General features: G+C 70.1%; 13 protein-coding genes. 8 read left to right on the top strand and 5 right to left on the bottom strand.

Going from position 1 to position 17,563, the window contains the following annotated elements; all coding sequences use genetic code 11:
- Positions 1–52: 52 nt before the first annotated feature.
- The 4 genes from AB0L75_RS06790 to AB0L75_RS06775 all read left to right on the top strand — a co-directional run bounded on the left by AB0L75_RS06790 (position 53) and on the right by AB0L75_RS06775 (position 3,685).
- Positions 53–982, top strand: a complete 930-nt coding sequence (locus tag AB0L75_RS06790) for a MerR family transcriptional regulator (RefSeq protein WP_365176321.1) — start codon at positions 53–55, stop codon at positions 980–982.
- A 138-nt stretch (positions 983–1,120) separates the two neighbouring features.
- Positions 1,121–1,684, top strand: a complete 564-nt coding sequence (locus tag AB0L75_RS06785) for an RNA 2'-phosphotransferase (protein ID WP_365176319.1) — start codon at positions 1,121–1,123, stop codon at positions 1,682–1,684.
- A gap of 80 nt (positions 1,685–1,764) precedes the next feature.
- Entirely contained in the window at positions 1,765–2,667 is a 903-nt protein-coding gene (locus tag AB0L75_RS06780; protein ID WP_365176317.1) for an LLM class flavin-dependent oxidoreductase, read from the top strand.
- A gap of 148 nt (positions 2,668–2,815) precedes the next feature.
- On the top strand, positions 2,816–3,685 hold the full coding sequence (locus AB0L75_RS06775) for an HAD-IIB family hydrolase (protein ID WP_365176315.1): 870 nt from the start codon (positions 2,816–2,818) through the stop codon (positions 3,683–3,685).
- Between the two features lie 23 nt (positions 3,686–3,708).
- On the opposite strand, the gene AB0L75_RS06770 is transcribed toward AB0L75_RS06775, so the two are convergent.
- The 4 genes from AB0L75_RS06770 to AB0L75_RS06755 form a co-directional block, all read right to left on the bottom strand.
- Entirely contained in the window at positions 3,709–5,364 is a 1,656-nt protein-coding gene (locus tag AB0L75_RS06770) for a GAF domain-containing protein (protein ID WP_365176313.1), read from the bottom strand.
- Positions 5,365–5,507: 143 nt separating this feature from the next.
- Positions 5,508–9,017 carry a thiol reductant ABC exporter subunit CydD gene (cydD, locus tag AB0L75_RS06765; RefSeq protein WP_365176311.1) on the bottom strand — a complete coding sequence of 1,170 codons (3,510 nt, stop codon included), beginning with the start codon at positions 9,015–9,017 and terminating at the stop codon, positions 5,508–5,510.
- 59 nt (positions 9,018–9,076) lie between these two features.
- Positions 9,077–10,096, bottom strand: coding sequence for a cytochrome d ubiquinol oxidase subunit II (gene cydB / locus AB0L75_RS06760; RefSeq protein ID WP_365176309.1), 1,020 nt, complete (start codon positions 10,094–10,096; stop codon positions 9,077–9,079).
- 15 nt (positions 10,097–10,111) lie between these two features.
- Positions 10,112–11,620 carry a cytochrome ubiquinol oxidase subunit I gene (locus AB0L75_RS06755; RefSeq protein WP_365176307.1) on the bottom strand — a complete coding sequence of 503 codons (1,509 nt, stop codon included), beginning with the start codon at positions 11,618–11,620 and terminating at the stop codon, positions 10,112–10,114.
- A gap of 208 nt (positions 11,621–11,828) precedes the next feature.
- On the opposite strand from AB0L75_RS06755, the gene AB0L75_RS06750 reads away from it, so the two are divergent.
- The gene (locus tag AB0L75_RS06750) at positions 11,829–12,212 is read left to right on the top strand and encodes a cyclophilin-like fold protein (RefSeq protein ID WP_365176305.1); all 384 of its coding nucleotides are present in this window, start codon (positions 11,829–11,831) and stop codon (positions 12,210–12,212) included.
- A 74-nt stretch (positions 12,213–12,286) separates the two neighbouring features.
- On the opposite strand, the gene hisC is transcribed toward AB0L75_RS06750, so the two are convergent.
- Positions 12,287–13,366 (bottom strand): histidinol-phosphate transaminase, encoded by a 1,080-nt coding sequence (hisC, locus tag AB0L75_RS06745; protein ID WP_365176303.1) that lies wholly within the window; start codon positions 13,364–13,366, stop codon positions 12,287–12,289.
- Between the two features lie 430 nt (positions 13,367–13,796).
- Between hisC and AB0L75_RS06740 the strand changes: the two genes are divergently transcribed.
- The 3 genes from AB0L75_RS06740 (at position 13,797) to AB0L75_RS06730 (ending at position 17,390) form a co-directional block, all read left to right on the top strand.
- Positions 13,797–14,909: a LacI family DNA-binding transcriptional regulator gene (locus AB0L75_RS06740; RefSeq protein WP_365176301.1), complete on the top strand. Its 1,113-nt coding sequence runs from the start codon at positions 13,797–13,799 to the stop codon at positions 14,907–14,909.
- 360 nt (positions 14,910–15,269) lie between these two features.
- Positions 15,270–16,349 (top strand): metallophosphoesterase, encoded by a 1,080-nt coding sequence (locus AB0L75_RS06735; protein ID WP_365176299.1) that lies wholly within the window; start codon positions 15,270–15,272, stop codon positions 16,347–16,349.
- Positions 16,350–16,529: 180 nt separating this feature from the next.
- Positions 16,530–17,390, top strand: a complete 861-nt coding sequence (locus AB0L75_RS06730) for a hypothetical protein (protein ID WP_365176296.1) — start codon at positions 16,530–16,532, stop codon at positions 17,388–17,390.
- Positions 17,391–17,563: the final 173 nt, after the last annotated feature.

The following is a 17,563-nucleotide window of genomic DNA, read 5'->3' as shown; positions in this document are numbered from 1 at the left end:
GGCCCCACCACCGCCCGTCCCCAGCCCAGGCCCACCAGGCAAGGAGTCGCACATGCCCGACCCTCCGGCCCAGAACACCTACCGCATAGACGACCTGGCCCACCAAACCCGCACCACCGTAAGAACCATCCGCGCCTACCAGGACCGCGGCCTGCTCCCCCGCCCCGAACGCCGAGGCCGCGCGAACCTCTACTCCGAGACCCATGTCACCCGCCTCCACCAGATCGCCCACCTCCTCGACCGCGGCTACACCCTGGCCTCGATCAAGGAGTTGCTGGACGCCTGGGACACCGGCCGCGGCCTCGGCGGCGTCCTCGGTCTGGTCACCGAGGTGGAGGGGCCTTGGACGGACGAACGCCCCGATCGCATCACCCGCGCCGAACTGGACGCCCGCTTCGGCGGCACGCCCGACGACGGCGCCGTGGGCGAGGCGGTCGAACTCGGCGTACTGGAGCGGATCGACGGCGACCCCGACACCTTCCTCGTGCCGAGTCCCCAAGAGTTGTCCGTGGCCGTCGAGTTGCACGCCGCCGGTGTGCCGCTGTCCGCGATCTCGGGCCATCTGAGGGAGTTGAGGGGTCAGGTCGAGTACATCGCCGCCCGATTCCTGGAGTTCACCACCGAGTACGTCTTCGCGCGCTATCTGGACGACCCCGAGCACCGAACGGACGCGCATGCGGCGGAAGCGGCCTCGCTGGTGCGCCGGCTGCGCCCGCTGGCCCGGCAGACGATCGACGCCGAACTGGCGCGCGCCATGCGCTCCTTGGCGACCCGGCATCTGCGCACGCACCTCGGCGCCGAGCAACCCGCCAAGGCGCCGTGCGGCGACCGATCCGTCGCTCTTCCCGCCAGCACAATCGGGGTGGTGGAACAGCTCGTTGGGCGGGAACACGTTTCCGAGTTCATCGCACTGGCCACCGAACGCGAGCTTCAGGCACGCAGCTTGGACCGCCTTGCCTCTGGCACCGCACAGGGCAGATAAGTTCGCGAATCACCGCAACAGGTACGTCACTTGTCCACAGAATTGTCAATTCCCCTGTGGATAACCTCACTTGGTTGTGGATCAAACCTGCGAAGAAAAAAACCTGCGTGATCCGTGTCTCTCGCGCAGGCTGGACGCATGAAGGAAAGAAACATCGACGACAGACGCACCGTGAAGGTGTCGAAGTACCTCTCCAAACACCTGCGCCACCAGCCGGAGCGCATCGGGCTCACCCTGGACCCGGGCGGCTGGGTGGAGATCGACACGCTGGTCGCCGCGGCCGCCGCCCACGGCTTCCGGTTCACGCGCGAGGAGCTGGACCACGTGGTGGCCACCAACGACAAGCAGCGCTTCGCGATCGAGGGAAGCCGGATCCGCGCCAGCCAGGGCCACAGCATCGAGGTCGATCTCGGCCTGCCCCCGGCGACCCCGCCGCCGTACCTCTACCACGGCACCGTCGCCCGGAACCTGGACGCGATCCGTGCGGACGGCCTCCGGCCCATGAACCGGCAAGACGTCCACCTGTCCGCCGACCGTGAGACCGCCACCCGGGTCGGCGCCCGCCGCGGCCGCCCCGTGGTGCTCACCGTCGACGCCGGCGCCATGCACCGCGACGGCCACGTCTTCCGCATCAGCGCCAACGGGGTCTGGCTGACCCAGGCTGTACCCCCGCGTTACCTGCGCTTTCCCGGGCCCCGTTGATCCTGCTCAGCCCGTGGCCGAGCACCCGCGTTCGGTGACCGTTTGGTCCGTTGTCAGTCGGGCCGCTTACCCTCGAACGCATGAGTCTGCGCCTGAGCACCGTGATCCTGCCCTACCGCCGCTGGAGCGAAGGCGGCCGTTCGGCCTGGGTGCGGGCCGAGCAGCTCGGCTTCCACACCGCGTACACCTACGACCACCTGTCCTGGCGCAGCTTCCGCGACGGCCCGTGGTTCGGCGCGGTCCCGACGCTGACGGCCGCCGCCGCTGCCACCGACCGACTGCGCCTCGGCACGCTGGTGACCTCGCCGAACTTCCGGCACCCGGTGACCCTCGCCAAGGAGCTGATCTCCCTCGACGACATCTCCGGCGGCCGGATCACCCTCGGCATCGGCGCCGGCGGCACCGGCTTCGACGCGACGGCGCTCGGCCAGGAGCCGTGGAGCCCGCGCGAGCGCGCCGACCGGCTCGCCGAGTTCGTTCCGCTGCTGGACCGGCTGCTCACCGAGGACGCGGTGTCCCACGAGGGCCGCTTCTACTCGGCGCACGAGGCGCGCAACATCCCGGGCTGTGTGCAGCGGCCCCGGCTGCCGTTCGCGGTGGCGGCCACCGGCCCGCGCGGCCTGAAGCTCGCCGCGCGGTACGGCCAGGCCTGGGTCACCACGGGCGACCCGAAGCTGTACGAGACGGGCACCCCGGAGCAGTCCGTCGAGGCCCTGCGCGGGCAGGTCGCCAAGCTGTCCGAGGCCTGCGCGGACGCCGGGCGGGACCTGGCCGGCCTGGACAAGATCCTGCTCACCGGCTTCACCCCGGACCGCGCCCGGCCGCTTCAGTCCCTGGACGCCTTCGTGGACTTCGCCGGCCGGCACCAGGAGCTGGGCTTCACCGAGATCGTGATCCACTGGCCCATCCCGGACTCCGACTTCGCCGCCGACGAGAAGATCTTCGAGCAGATCGCCATGGAAGCCACGGCTCAGCTGGGCTGACCGGCCCGCCGCGGGGCAGAGGGGCCGACGTGAGCACTGACCGGATCACCACAGGGCGGACCGGGCCGCAGCGGGACTGAGCGTCATCTGTGTCTCATCTGCGCGGAGTCCCGCACGGCCGTGCGGGCATATGCGCGAGAATGGCGCGGTGACCTCAGCGACCAGACAGCCCGGGACCCCTGCCGCCGCCACACCCCCGCGGCTGATCGCCACCGACCTCGACGGCACGCTGCTGCGGGACGACAAGTCGGTCTCCCCGCGCACGGTCGCCGCTCTGGCCGCAGCGGAGTCGGCGGGCATCGAGGTCTTCTTCGTCACCGGCCGCCCGGCCCGTTGGATGGACGTCGTCAGCGACCACGTCCACGGCCACGGCCTGGCGATCTGCGGCAATGGCGCCGCCGTGGTCGATCTGCACGGCGGCCCCGGCACCCACCGCTTCGTGAAGGTGCGCGAACTGGCCCGCGCGAACGCCCTGGACGCCGTACGACTGCTGCGCGAGGCGGCACCCGGCACGGTGTTCGCGGTCGAGCAGACCTACGGCTTCCACCAGGAGCCGGACTATCCCAAGCTGCACATGGAGATACCGGACCACCTCCTGCCCGCCGAGCGACTCCTCGCCCCCGACGGCCCGGACGCCGACCAGCCCGTGCTCAAGATCCTGGCCTACCACCCGGATCTCGACCCGGACGCCTTCCTCACCCTGGCCCGGCTGGCGATCGGCGACCGCGCCAACGTCACCCGCTCCAGCCCCAGCGCCCTGCTGGAACTGAGCGGCCCCGACGTCTCCAAGGCCAGCACACTCGCCCTGTGCTGCGCCGAGCGCGGTATCTCGCACGAGGAGGTCGTGGCCTTCGGCGACATGCCCAACGACGTCGAGATGCTGACCTGGGCCGGCCAGTCGTACGCGATGGGCAACGCCCACCCGGACGTCATCGCCGCCGCGTCGGGCCGTACGGTCGCCAACAACGAGGACGGAGTCGCGGTCGTGATCGAGCAACTCCTCGCCGCCCGCCTGTGACACCGTCCAGCCGCGGCTAGCGTCTAGTACGGCGCCTCCCACAGCACCGTCGTCCCGCCGCCGTTCTCCCCGATGCCCGGGCCGAGCCTGCTGTCCCCACCGAGCGACTCGGCCCGCCGCTTCAGGTTCCGCAGCCCGCTGCGCCGGCCGCCCTCGGGGATGCCGACGCCGTCGTCCGCGACGGTGAGCCGTACCCCCGGGCGCCCGTCGGCGAGGGTGACCGTCGCATCGACCACGACGTCGATACGGGCGGCGCCGGCGTGCCGGAACGCGTTGGACAGCGCCTCCCGCAGCGCCGCGATCAGGTTCTTGCCCGTGAGGTCGCCGACGGTGTCGACGGGACCGAGGAGGCGGTGCGAGGGCTTGAACCCCAGTGGCACGGCAGCCATGTTGATCTCCCGCAGCACCCGCGTCCGCAACCCCGACGGCACCTCCGCCGGGCCCTGCTGCAGCGCGAAGATCGCGGTGCGGATCTCCTGGATGGTGACGTCGAGTTCGTCCACCGCCTTGCCGACGCCTTCCTGCACCTCCGGCACCACGGACCGCCGCTGTGCGCTCTCCAGCATCAGCCCCGTGGCGAACAACCGCTGGATGACCAGGTCGTGCAGGTCCCGGGCGATCCGGTCACGGTCCTCGAACACCGCCAGCCGCTCCCGGTCGCGCTGCGCCTCGGCCATGATCAGCGCCAGCGCCGCCTGTGAGGCGAACTGCACGGCCAGCGTCCGCTCGGCCCGAGTGAACGGCCGTCCGCCGCGCGCACGGGGTGTGACCAGCGTGCCCAGCACCCGCCCGTCGCTCTGCAGCGGCACCATCATCGCCGGTCCGTAGCCGCTCGCGTACTGCGTCAGCATCCGGGAGTCGGTGGCCGCGTCCGCGACGAACACCGCCTGGCCGTCCAGGAGTTCGGCGACGATCCGGCTCTCCGGCGGAATCACCGCGCCCAGCATGCCCGTCGGCTCGTCGGCTGCCACGGCCACCACCTCCAGGCCGCCCTCCTCCGCGGGCAGCAGCACGATCCCCGCCGCCGCTCCTGACAGCCGGCGCGCCTGCTCCGCCACGACCTGCAGGGCGTCGTCGGCGTCCCCGCCCGACAACAGCGCCGTGGTCACGGCCACGGATCCGTCGATCCAGCGCTCCCGCTGCATGGCCGCCTCGTACAGCCGGGCGTTGCCGACCGCGATGCCGGCCTCGGTGGCCAGCACCTGGACCATGGCGAGGTCGTCGTCGTCGAAGGGCCGGCCGTCGCGCTTCTCGGTCAGATAGAGATTGCCGAAGATCTCGCCCCGCACCCGGATCGGCACCCCGAGGAAGCTGCGCATCGGCGGATGGTGCTCGGGAAAGCCGCACGAGCGCGGATCTTCGCTCAGAGCGGCCAGCAGGACCGGCTCCGGATCCCTGATGAGCGCGCCGAGCAGCCCTCTGTGCCCATCGGGCAGCCGGCCGATCCGGCGGGCGGTCTCCTCGTGCACGCCCTGGTAGACGAAGTCGGAGAGCCCGTCGCCCTCCTCGGCGACGACCCCGATCGCCGCGTACCGGGCACCGGTCAGACCGGCGGCGGTCTCGCAGATCCGGTCCAGCGTGGAGTGCAGCTCCAGCCCGCTGCCCACGGACCGCATCGCCTCCAGCAACTGCGGCACCCGCAGCGCGGGCTCGGGTCCGGGTGGGGATGGAGCGCACATGCCCCGAGCGTAATTAGTCCCGTTTATCACCGAAACCGGAGACGAGACCCGGGGTGACCGACTGGAGGGAGACCGGAGGGGGACGGGAGTGGGACCGGAGGGAGGACCAGAACCGCCGCCGACCGGCCCCCCCCCAGCACCCGTCAGGACGCCCCCACCAGCGACTCCGCCTCCGCCTCCCGCCGCGCCAGCGCCCGCAGGGGCCCGTCCACCGCGAGCAGTTCCGCGTACGTGCCCCGCTGCACCGCTCGGCCGGCGTCGAGCACGATCACCTCGTCCACCGCCTCCAGCCCGGCTAGCCGGTGGGTGATCAACAGTGTCGTACGGCCCTGTGTGGCGGCCAGGAGATCGGCGGTCAGCGCGTCCGCCGTCGGCAGGTCCAGGTGCTCGGCGGGCTCGTCGAGGACCAGCACGGGGAAGTCGGCCAGCAGGGCCCGGGCCAGCGCCAGCCGCTGCCGCTGACCGCCCGACAGTCGCGCCCCGTGCTCGCCGACGAGCGTGTCCAGGCCGTCGGGCAGCCCGTCCACCCAGTCCAGCAGGCGGGCCCGGTCCAGCACCCGGCGCAGATCGGCCTCGGTGGCGTCCTTCCTGGCCAGCAGCAGGTTCTCGCGCACCGAACTGTCGAAGAGGTGCGCGTCCTGAGCGCACAGCCCGACGAGCCTTCGTACGTCGTCACCGGCCAGCGCGCAGGCGTCCACACCGGCGAGCGTGTACGAGCCCTCCTGCGGGTCGAGGAAGCGCAGCAGCACCTGGGCGAGGGTCGTCTTGCCGGAGCCCGACGCCCCGACCACCGCGATCCGCCGCCCCTCTCGCAGGGTGAGGTCGAAACCGGCCAGCGCCTCCCTCCCCTGCCCCTCGTACCGCGCGGCCAGCCCCTTGACCACCACCGGGAACGGCGAGGCGGGCGCCGGTCGGGGCCGCTCGGGCTCGCGCACCGGCTCCGGAGCGTCGAGCACCTCGTAGACGCGCTCCGCGCTCCGCCGCACCCGCTGCCGGTGGCGCACGGCGAGCGGCAGTCCCAGTACGGCCTCGAAGGCGGCCAGCGGAGTGAGGACGACCACGGCCATCGCCACGCCGCTGAGCCGGCCCGGGGCCACCGCCTGGGCTCCGAGCAGTGCCGTCGCCGTGACGGTCAGCCCGGAGATCAGTGCGGTGAGGCCGTCGCCGAGCGCGGTCACGGCGGCGGCGCGCGAGGCGATCCGGGTCAGGATGCCGTCGGCTCGCCGGGCCGCGTCCGTACGAGCGGGCAGCGCACCGGCGACGGTCAGCTCCGCCGTACCGGTGAGCAGCTCGGTGACGCGGGTGGCGAGGGCGCCCCGGGCGGGGGCCAGCCGTCGCTCGGTCCGCCGGGACACGGTCGCGGTGACGAGCGGTACACCGACGCCGGCCGCCACGAGGCCCACCGCGAGCGCGACGCCGGCCTCGGGCAGCAGCCAGGCCGTGAAGCCGACGGAGACGGCGGAGACGGCGACGGCGACCGACGCGGGCAGCAGCCAGCGCAGCCAGTAGCCCTGCAGTTCGTCCACGTCCGAGACCAGCCGGGAGAGCAGATCGCCGCGCCGGGCGGTCAGCAGCCCCGCGGGCGCGAGTCGTTCCAGGCGCCGGTAGACCGCGACCCGGGTGTCGGCCAGCATCCGCAGCACCGCATCGTGGGACACCAGCCGCTCGGCGTACCGGAACACGGCTCGCCCGATCCCAAAGGCCCGCGTCGCGGTCACGGCCACCATCAGATACAGCACAGGCGGCTGCTGCGAGGCCCGCGAGATGAGCCACCCGGACGTCGCCATCAGCCCCACGGCACTGCCAAGCGCCAGACTGCCCAGCACCCAGGCCGACCACAGCCGCCCCCGCCGCGGCCCAGCAAGCCCCCGTACCCGCCCAAGCACCCGCCGAGAACGCCCCGAAGCCGCCTCACCCGACCCGCCATCCAGTCCACCGAGTCGGGTGGCGGGTGGACGAGGACGGGGGTCCAGGGGGCGGAGTTCCCTGGACGGCCGACTGCAGCTCCGGTCGGTCAACGACTCCGCACACTGGAGCCGCACCACCCGATCGGCGACCTCCAACAGCGCCGGCCGATGCACAACGAGCAGCACCGTACGGCCCGCCGCAAGCCGCCGCACCGCCGCCACGACCTCGCCCTCCGTCCCTCCGTCCAACGAGGCCGTCGGCTCATCCAGCAGCAGCACGGGCCGATCCGCGAGAAACGCCCGAGCAAGAGCCAACCGCTGCCGCTGCCCCGCCGACAGCCCGGCCCCGTCCTCCCCGAGCACGGTCTCGGCCCCCTCGGGCAGCGCCTCCACAAACTCCAGCGCCCCAGCGTCCCGCAACGCCCGCCGCACATCGGCATCGTCCGCGCCCGGCCGGGCCAACCGCACGTTCTCCGCGATGCTCCCGGCATACAGATGCGGCCGCTGCGGCACCCACGCGACCCGCGACCGCCACTCCTCCACATCGAGACCGGCGAGATCCGCTCCACCGATCCGCACCCGCCCCTCGCTGGGCTCGACAAACCCGAGCAGCACGTTCAGCAGCGTCGACTTGCCCGCCCCGCTCGGCCCGACCAGCGCGACCGTCTCACCGGGCTCGATGCTGAACGACACATCCGTCACCGCGTCCACGGAACGGCCGGGGTAGCGAACGGTGACCCCCTCGAAGGCCACGGCGCCCGCGGGCACCGCACCGGAACCGGGCGCCGGAACCGGCGTCTGCAGCACGGTGAAGATCTCCTCCGCGGCGGCAAGCCCCTCGGCGGCTGCATGATACTGCGCACCGACCTGGCGCAATGGAAGGTACGCCTCGGGCGCCAGCACCAGGATCACCAGACCGATGTACAGATCCATGTCGCCGCGCACGAGCCGCATCCCGATCGTCACCGCGACCAGGGCCACCGACAACGTGGCGAGCAACTCCAGTGCGAAGGAGGAGAGGAAGGCGATCCGCAGGGTCCGCAGGGTGGCCTGCCGGTACTCGCCGGTGATCCGGCGAATGGACTCGGCCTGCGCCTTGGCCCGGCCGAAGACCTTCAGCGTGGGCAGTCCGGCGACCACGTCCAGGAAGTGCCCGGACAGCCGGGACAGCAGCCGCCACTGACGGTCCATCCGGGACTGGGTGGCCCAGCCGATCAGCATCATGAAGAGCGGGATGAGAGGCAGGGTGCCGACGATGATCGCCGCCGACACCCAGTCCTCGGTGACGATCCGCGCCAGAACCGCCACCGGCACGACCACTGCGAGCCCCAACTGGGGCAGATAGCGCGAGAAGTAGTCGTCGAGGGCATCGACTCCGCGCGTGGCCAGAGTGGCCAGCGACCCGGTGCGCTGCCCGGCCAGCCACCCGGGACCCAGCGCCGCCGCCCGGTCGAGAAGCCGTCCCCGCAGCTCGGACTTCACCGCCGCGCTTGCCCGGTGGGCGGCAAGCTCGGTGAGCCACGCGACGACCGATCGACCGACGGCCACGGCCGCCAACAGCAGTAGGGGAGCGCGCAGTTCAGCGACGGACTGCCCGTGCTGGAACGCACCGACGACGACTTCGGCGATGAGCATCGCCTGGGCGATGACCAGCCCCGCACCGACGGCACCCAGACCGACGACCGCCACGAGGAAGAGACGGGTGGCGCGGGCGTACTTCAGCAGGCGTGGATCGATTGGTTTCACGTGGAACGTGCCCTTCGGTCCGGAGGGTGTGTTTCACGTGAAACACACCCTCGGCAGACTCAGTGTGCGGCGCTGCCCGCAGCATCGGGAGCGATGTGCTGCGTGCCGATCCGCTTGCGGAACACCCAGTAGGTCCAGCCCTGGTAGAGCAGCACCAGAGGCGTGGCAATAGCAGCCAGCCACGTCATGATCTTCAAGGTGTACGGGCTCGACGAGGCGTTGGTGACCGTCAAGCTCCAGTCCCCGTTCAGCGTGGACGGCATGACATTCGGGAAGAGCGACAGGAAGAGCATCGCCACGGCTGCCACGATGGTGACACCCGATAGCACGAACGCCCAACCCTCACGCCCGAGTTGATTGGCCACCAGAGCGGCCACCAAGGCGACGACTGCCACGACGAGGGCCACCAGGCTCTTGCCGTCACCGCTGTCAGCCTGCGTCCACAACAGGAAGCCCAGCGCCACGACTGCCGTGACGAGACCGACCCGTAGAGCCAGCTTCCGTGCCCGCACCCGGATGTCACCCACAGTCTTGAGTGCAGTGAAGACCGCTCCGTGGAAGGTGAACAGCGTGAGCGTCACCAGCCCGCCGAGCAGCGCGTAGGGGTTGAACAGGTCCCCGAGGCTGCCGACGTACTCGAAGTGCTGGTCGATCTTGACGCCCCGCACGATGTTCCCGAAGACCACGCCCCACAGGAACGCCGGGATCAGCGAGGTCCAGAAGATCGCCGTCTCCCAGTTGCGCTGCCAGTTCTCCTCGGGTCGCTTCGCGCGGTACTCGAAGGCGACACCGCGGACGATCAGGCAGACCAGGATGACCAGCAGAATGAGGTAGAAACCGGAGAAGAGGGTGGCGTACCACTCCGGGAACGCGGCGAAGGTCGCGCCGCCGGCGGTGAGCAGCCAGACCTCGTTGCCGTCCCAGACGGGCCCGATGGTGTTGATCAGCACCCGCCGCTCCGGCCGGTTGCGCGCCAGCAGCTTGGTGAGGATGCCGACCCCGAAGTCGAAGCCCTCCAGGAAGAAGTAGCCGGTCCACAGGACGGCGATCAGGACGAACCAGACGTCGTGAAGTTCCATGACTGTTCCCCCGGCCTAGTACGAGAAGGCCATCGGCTTGTCGGCGTCACGCGTGTCGCCGCCGATCTTCGTGGGCGGATTGAGGTCGGCCTCCGTCAGCTCGGGCGGGCCGGCCTTGACGTACTTCGCGAGCAGCTTGACCTCGACCACGGCGAGGATCGCGTACAGCGAGGTGAAGACGATCATCGAGGTGAGGACCTCGCCCTGGGAGACACCGGGGGAGACCGCGTGCCGGGTCTGCAGGACGCCGTAGACGACCCACGGCTGGCGGCCCATCTCGGTGAAGATCCAGCCCCAGGAGTTGGCGATCAGCGGGAAGGCCAGGGTCCAGGTCGCGATGCGCCAGTACCAGCTCGTGAGCTTCGGGCTGAGTGCCTTGTTCTTGAACAGCACCAGATGCGGCACCTCGTCCTCGCCGACCCGCAGATGCTGCGGCAGCATGAACTTCTTGCGGGTCAGCCACAGTCCGGCCAGGCCGATGGCGAAGGAGGACATGCCGAAGCCGATCATCCAGCGGAAGCCCCAGAAGGCGACCGGGATGTTGGGCCGGTAGTCACCCGGGCCGAACTTCTTCTGCTCGGCCTTGTTGACGTCGTTGATGCCGGGGACGGACGAGGTGAAGTCGTCGTTGGCCAGGAAGGACAGCAGGCCGGGTATCTCTATCGCCACGGTGTTGTGGCCCTTCTCCACATCGCCGTAGGCGAAGATCGAGAAGGGTGCCGGCTTCTGTCCGTCCCACAGCGCCTCGGCCGCCGCCATCTTCATCGGCTGCTGCTTGAACATGACCTTGCCGAGGGTGTCACCGCTGACCGCGGTGAGCAGACCGGCGATGACCACGGTGATCAGGCCGAGCCGCAGCGAGGTCTTCATCTCGCGGATGTGCTTCTTGCGGGCCAGGTGGTAGGCCGCGATGCCCACCATGAAGGCGCCACCGGTCAGGAAGGCCGCGGACAGGGTGTGGAAGGCCTGGCTGAGTGCGGTGTGCTGGGTCAGCACGGCCCAGAAGTCGGTCAGTTCGGCCCGCCCCCTGGTCTTGTCGATCTTGTATCCGACCGGGTGCTGCATCCAGGAGTTGGCCGCGAGGATGAAGTACGCCGACAGGATCGTGCCGATCGAGACCATCCAGATGCAGGCCAGATGGATCTTCTTGGGCAGCTTGTCCCAGCCGAAGATCCACAGGCCGATGAAGGTCGACTCGAAGAAGAACGCGATCAGCGCCTCGAAAGCGAGCGGGGCACCGAAGATGTCACCGACGAAGCGGGAGTAGTCGGACCAGTTCATGCCGAACTGGAACTCCTGCACGATGCCCGTGACCACGCCCATGGCGATGTTGATCAGGAAGAGCTTGCCCCAGAACTTCGTCGCCCTGAGGTACTTCTCCTTCTCCGTGCGCACCCAGGCCGTCTGCAGCCCAGCCGTGAGAGCGGCCAGGGAGATGGTCAGGGGGACGAACAGAAAGTGGTAGACGGTGGTGATGCCGAACTGCCAGCGCGCCAGTGTCTCCGGCGCCAAAGCCAGGTCCACGTCGTCACTCTCCTTACTACGCCGTGGTACAGCGGCGGTTTGCCCTGTTTATCGCGCACATACAGGACAATCGGGATGCGCTTGTGAACGCGTTCACATTCACAAGCCATTATGACGCACTGATTTTCGGCAACCGAAGGGGGGTCCCCCCTTCGCCTCCGCGTCAAGACCTTGGCAGCGACTTCAACATATTGTTGAATTGCGCTCCATGCAGATACGTCTTTCCTGGCCCACGGGAAACATCACCGCGACCCTCGACGCGGACACACCGACCGCACAGGCCCTCGCCAAGGCACTGCCGCTCACCTCCACCGCCTGCACATGGGGCGAGGAGGTCTATTTCGACACAGGTGTCGCTGTTTCACGTGAAACGGACGCCCGGCAGGTCGTGGAACCGGGCACGGTCGCCTTCTGGACAGACGGCAACGCGCTTGCCCTCCCCTACGGCCCTACGCCGATCTCGCGAGGCGACGAATGCCGCCTCGCGAGCCCGTGCAACATCCTGGGGCGCCTCGACGGAGACGCCCGGGCCCTGGCGACCGTGCGCGACGGCGACCCCATCCGCGTGGAACTGATCCACAGCCAGGGCTGACCCCAGGAGCACGACACACACCAGGGGTCACGGCACACACATCACCAGGAGCTACAGCTCCTGGCCCTCAAGGGCTACAGCTCCTTGCGGAACGCCTCCGCCACCTTCAGGAAGATGTCGTTCGCCTCGTTCTCTCCGACCGTCACCCGCACACCCTCGCCCGGGAACGGCCGGACCACCACACCGTGCTGCTCGCAGGCCTGAGCGAATGCGACCGTACGCTCCCCCAGCCGCAGCCAGACGAAGTTCGCCTGCGTCTCGGGCACCGTCCAGCCCTGGGCACGCAGTGCGTCCACCACACGTGTGCGCTCGCACACCAGCGAGCCGACCCGGCCGAGCAACTCGTCCTCGGCCCGCAGCGAGGCGATCGCCGCTTCCTGCGCGAGCTGGCTGACCCCGAAGGGCACCGCCGTCTTGCGCAGCGCGGCCGCGACCGGCTCGTGGGCGATCGCGAAACCGACGCGCAGCCCGGCGAGCCCGTAGGCCTTGGAGAAGGTGCGCAGAACACAGACGTTGGGCCGGCTCCGGTACAGCTCGACGCCGTCGGGCACCTCGGGGTCGCGGATGAACTCGCGGTAGGCCTCGTCGAGCACGACCAGGACATCGCCGGGCACCCGGTCCAGGAAGCGCTCCAGCTCGGCCCGCCGTACCACCGTGCCGGTCGGGTTGTTGGGGTTGCAGACGAAGATCAGACGCGTCCGGTCGGTGATGGCCTCCGCCATCGCGTCCAGGTCGTGCACATCGCCGGGCGTGAGCGGCACCTGCACCGATCGGGCGCCGCTGACCTGCGTGATGATCGGGTACGCCTCGAAGGACCGCCAGGCGTAGATCACCTCGTCGCCCGGACCGCTGGTGGCCTGGATGAGCTGCTGGGCGACGCCCACCGAGCCGGTGCCGGTGGCCAGGTGGGAAACCGGGACGCCGAAGCGCTCCGACAACTCGTCCATCAGGCCGGTGCAGGCCATGTCCGGGTAGCGGTTGAAGCTGGAGGCCGCAGCCGTCACGCTCTCCATCACGCCGGGCAGCGGCGGGTAGGGGTTCTCGTTGGAGGACAGCTTGTAGGCGACCGGCCCGCCGGCCGCGGCGGGCTTGCCCGGCTTGTAGGTGGGGATACCCTCCAGCTCAGCGCGCAGCTTGGGGCTCGTCTCGCTCACCGCAGTCCTCCTCGCGACCACCGGCGGACCGTCGACGCCGCCGGCTTCCAATACTCCTCACCTTATGAGGATTCGGCCCCGGTGCGTACAGGTGGCGGGCCAGCAATACATGAGCCGCTTCCGGCCCGGCACCATCAGGGGCATCACCGTACGAAGGCGTACGCATCAAGGGGCGCGCTGTACATATATCTATGCGCCGGTGGCTCGCGCCGTGGCGCGCATCCCCCGTGCAGGTGAGTTGAGACCTCTTCGAAACATCGGACACTTGGCAGGCCCATGCGCGTTGACAAGTCACGTCCTATCAATGGATCGATCAACTTCCTTAATTTCTAAGGCAGTTGACCCTGAATGACCATGCAGAAACGTGCCTGTCAACGCGTGCATATGCGTCCGCACTACCCCACCGCATGAGCCCTACTATCGGCTCGCCATGACAGCAGCAGGGAAGCACCAGGTGAGCCGCGCGGAAACCTCACGTCGAGGCAGTCGGCCGGGCCGGGCGGGCATCAGAGATGTGGCCGCCGCAGCCGGGGTCTCCATCACAACCGTCTCCGATGCCCTCAACGGCAAGGGCCGGCTCCCGGATGCCACCCGGCGCCATGTCCGCGAGGTCGCCGACCGGCTGGGGTACCGCCCCTCGGCCGCCGCCCGCACCCTCCGTACCGGCAAGTCGGGACTGATCGGCCTGACCGTGACGACGTACGGGGATGAACCTTTCACCTTCACGGAGTTCGCGTACTTCGCCGAGATGGCCCGGGCTGCCACCTCGGCCGCGCTCGCCCGCGGCTACGCGCTCGTCATCCTGCCCGCGACCTCCCGCCACGACGTGTGGTCCAACGTCGCCCTGGACGGCACGGTCGTCATCGACCCCTCCGACCAGGACCCGGTGGTCAGCGAGCTGGTCCGCCAGGGACTGCCGGTCGTCTCCGACGGCCGCCCGGCCGGCTCGCTGCCGGTCACCGCCTGGGTCGACAACGACCACGAGGCCGCCGTCCTCGGCATCCTCGACCACCTCGCCGCCGCCGGCGCCCGCCGTATCGGCCTGCTCACCGGCACGACGACCGACACGTACACCCATCTGTCGACCACCGCCTATCTGCACTGGTGCGAGCGGGTCGGCCAGGACCCCGTCTACGAGGCCTACCCGGCGCACGACCCGTGCGCGGGCGCCGTCGCCGCCGACCGGCTGCTCGCCCGCCCCGACCGGCCCGACGCGGTCTATGGCCTCTTCGACCCCAACGGCACCGACCTGCTGGCCGCCGCCCGGCGCTACGGGCTCCGCGTCCCCGACGACCTGCTGCTCGTGTGCTGCAGCGAGTCGATGGTGTACGCCAGCACCGAGCCGCCCATCACCACGCTCTCCCTGAAACCACGCCGCATCGGCACCGCCGTGGTCCAGCTCCTGATCGACGCCATCGAGGGCGTGGATTCGGACCAGCCGGTCGAGCAGGTGATACCGACCGAGCTGATCGTGCGCACCTCCTCCCAGCGACGCCCGCCGCGCACGACGGTCAGCCCGCCGCGGATGCCGGACGACAAGTAGCGCGGACGGAAGCAACGCGGCCGGGAGGCAGCGGGGACGGAAAACAGCGGGGACCGGAGGCGGCGGGGACGAGGAACGGCGCCGCAAAGCGGGGCGCTCACCCCGTACCTGAACCGGCGGAGGGAGGGGACGCGACAGGCCGGCGACCGGTGGACCGGGTGTCCGGTCGGCACAGAGCCGGCCGAACATCTGCCCAAACGGGGCGAAAGCCGCGGTGAACTGGAGTCTTGTTCCGATTCACCACCCCTGGGTCATCACACGGCGCGACGCGCATTCCTATGATGGGCCCACGACACCGTGGACCGCTGCGACCAGGCAGTCCGAAGCGGTGCAGCTGCGGCGCGATGGTGGAGGGGTCTGATGACTCAGGGGGCCGGTCAGGGACCCGAAGTGGAGCGGACGGCGACGCTGCGCGACTTCCGGGTACCTGCGTACGTCCACGAGACCGGTCCGTACGTCCGCACCGCCCACCCGGGCGACACCGCGCCGCCCGCCGACGAGGCGTACCCCGACGGCTACACACCCACCCAGCGCGATCTTCCCGTCATCAACCGGTCGGCGACGCTCCAGGTCCCCGTCGAGCCGGCGGCTGCCGCCCCGGCGCCGCAGCCCGCGACCGGGCCCGGACCGCTGTTCGTCGTCGGAGACGTCCACGGTTACCTCGACGAACTGGTGACCGCCCTGCAGGAGCAGGGGCTGATCGACGCCTCGGGCCAGTGGTGCGCCGGCACCGCCCGGCTGTGGTTCCTCGGTGACTTCACCGACCGCGGGCCCGACGGCATCGGCGTCATCGACCTCGTGATGCGGCTGTCCGCCGAGGCCGCGGCGGCCGGCGGCTACTGCAAAGCCCTCATGGGCAACCACGAGCTGCTGCTGCTCGGTGCCAAACGGTTCGGCGACACCCCCGTCAACTCCGGCGCGGGCACCGCCACCTTCCAGGCGGCCTGGCTGCTCAACGGCGGCCAGAAGACCGACATGGACCGCCTCCAGGACCACCATCTGCAGTGGATGGCCCGCCTCGACGCCATCGAAGAGGTCGACGGCTACCTTCTCGTGCACTCGGACACCACTGCCTACCTCGACTACGGCGACTCCATCGAGGCGGTCAACGACACCGTCCGCGAGACCCTCACCCGTAACGACGCGGACGAGTGCTGGGATCTGTTCCGCAAGTTCACCAAGCGCTTCTCCTTCCGCGACGAGGGCGGCGCCGACGCCGTGCGCTCCCTCCTCGATACGTACGGCGGCACCCGCATCGTTCACGGCCACAGCCCGATTCCCTACCTCCTCGGCGAGGTCGGCTCGGAAGACGGCGAGGAGGGCACCGGCCCGGTCGTGGAGGGACCGCACATCTACGCCGACGGGCTCGCCATCGCGATGGACGGCGGGGTGACCATGGCCGGAAAGCTACTGGTCCGGCAACTGCCTCTGACTACCTGACCGTTCCCTGGGCAGGCGTCTCCCGGCGGAGTACACACAGGCTGGGGGCAAATTCCGGCAACCCCCTGTCACCGCGTGCCGTCACGGCTCTACCATCGGCTTATCCGTAGCAGGCTCCCCTCCGTTTCTGCCCGACGGCTCGCCGGCGTGCGAGCCCCAAGCCCTACGGAGCATCGGGGGATGCACATGAACAGCGTTCCGCAGCACCTGCAGAGCGAGGACCGCCAGGAATTCGAGCGGCTCCTCAATGAGGCGCTGCGCTCCGCACCACATCGACCGGAACTGGCCGCTGTCGGACAGCGGCTCAACCTCGAACAACTGCGCACCATGGCGCTCAACGCCACCGCTTTGATCACGGCCGCCGCCGCGGCCGAATACCAGCACTATGTAAAGGTCCGCGAGGAAGTGCGGCACCCGGCGATGGCCACTTCGGCTGCCGGCGACTCCGGTTCCACACAGCCGGGTTCGGCCACGACGGAGTTCGTCACCACTCTCGGCGAGGCAGCCGAGAGCACCGGCGCGGGCGCCGTCGCGGTCATCGCCGTACTGGCGCCCGTCCTCTCCGGAACCGCCGCAGCGATCTTCCTGCTCGTCGGCTACATCCTGAAGACATTGGGCCCCGGTCAGGCCTTCGCCCAGACCCTGCTCACCGCCGGCTGGGTGTTCGGCGCGGTGACCGCGGCCGCGGTCCTCGTCGCCGCCGTCGGACTGCTCCTCACCGCCCTGCGCAACAGCAGCTCGGCCGAGGCCCAGGAGGTGGACGCGGCGCACCGGGAACTGGACAAAGCCAGGGAGGCCTGGCGGAACGCCCTGCTGGAGCGCGGCATTGTGCCGTTCCTGCAGGAGGCGCTCGCCGAGCCCGGACCGGCCGCCCTGCACCGCACGACCCCGCCCGCCCCGAGCGGCCGTATGCCCCGCCTGGGATACGACCGCCCCGGCTTCAGCAGCCCTCACGACGGCGCCGAGTCCGGCCGTCCGAGCTATACCAGCCCGGACTACACGAGCCCGGAATTCGGCGGCCCGGAGCACCAGACCGAGTAACCCGCATCCTCGGCTGGACAGCCCCGGCTCGCGCCCCACAGCAGCATGGGGCCGACCGAGCGGACCGAGCGGCCAACCGGTGTGGCGCCACCACCCCGGTAAGCCGCCATCCCGTCGTTCCTCGACCGCACCGGAGGCCTCAACAGGCGATCCGGCGCGGCAGGTTCAGCGCA

The organism is Streptomyces sp. NPDC052101, assembly GCF_040680235.1.
Classification (GTDB): domain Bacteria; phylum Actinomycetota; class Actinomycetes; order Streptomycetales; family Streptomycetaceae; genus Streptomyces.
This window is presented reverse-complemented; position numbering and strand designations above follow the sequence as displayed.

Bases quoted from the DNA above. Each gene is read 5' to 3' on its own strand.
- AB0L75_RS06735 (WP_365176299.1), top strand. From the start codon at position 15,270: ATGACTCAGGGGGCCGGTCAGGGACCCGAAGTGGAGCGGACGGCGACG.
- AB0L75_RS06750 (WP_365176305.1), top strand. From the start codon at position 11,829: ATGCAGATACGTCTTTCCTGGCCCACGGGAAACATCACCGCGACCCTC.
- cydB (WP_365176309.1), bottom strand. From the start codon at position 10,096: ATGGAACTTCACGACGTCTGGTTCGTCCTGATCGCCGTCCTGTGGACC.
- AB0L75_RS06780 (WP_365176317.1), top strand. From the start codon at position 1,765: ATGAGTCTGCGCCTGAGCACCGTGATCCTGCCCTACCGCCGCTGGAGC.
- AB0L75_RS06770 (WP_365176313.1), bottom strand. From the start codon at position 5,364: ATGTGCGCTCCATCCCCACCCGGACCCGAGCCCGCGCTGCGGGTGCCG.
- AB0L75_RS06785 (WP_365176319.1), top strand. From the start codon at position 1,121: ATGAAGGAAAGAAACATCGACGACAGACGCACCGTGAAGGTGTCGAAG.
- AB0L75_RS06790 (WP_365176321.1), top strand. From the start codon at position 53: ATGCCCGACCCTCCGGCCCAGAACACCTACCGCATAGACGACCTGGCC.
- AB0L75_RS06730 (WP_365176296.1), top strand. From the start codon at position 16,530: ATGCACATGAACAGCGTTCCGCAGCACCTGCAGAGCGAGGACCGCCAG.
- AB0L75_RS06740 (WP_365176301.1), top strand. From the start codon at position 13,797: ATGACAGCAGCAGGGAAGCACCAGGTGAGCCGCGCGGAAACCTCACGT.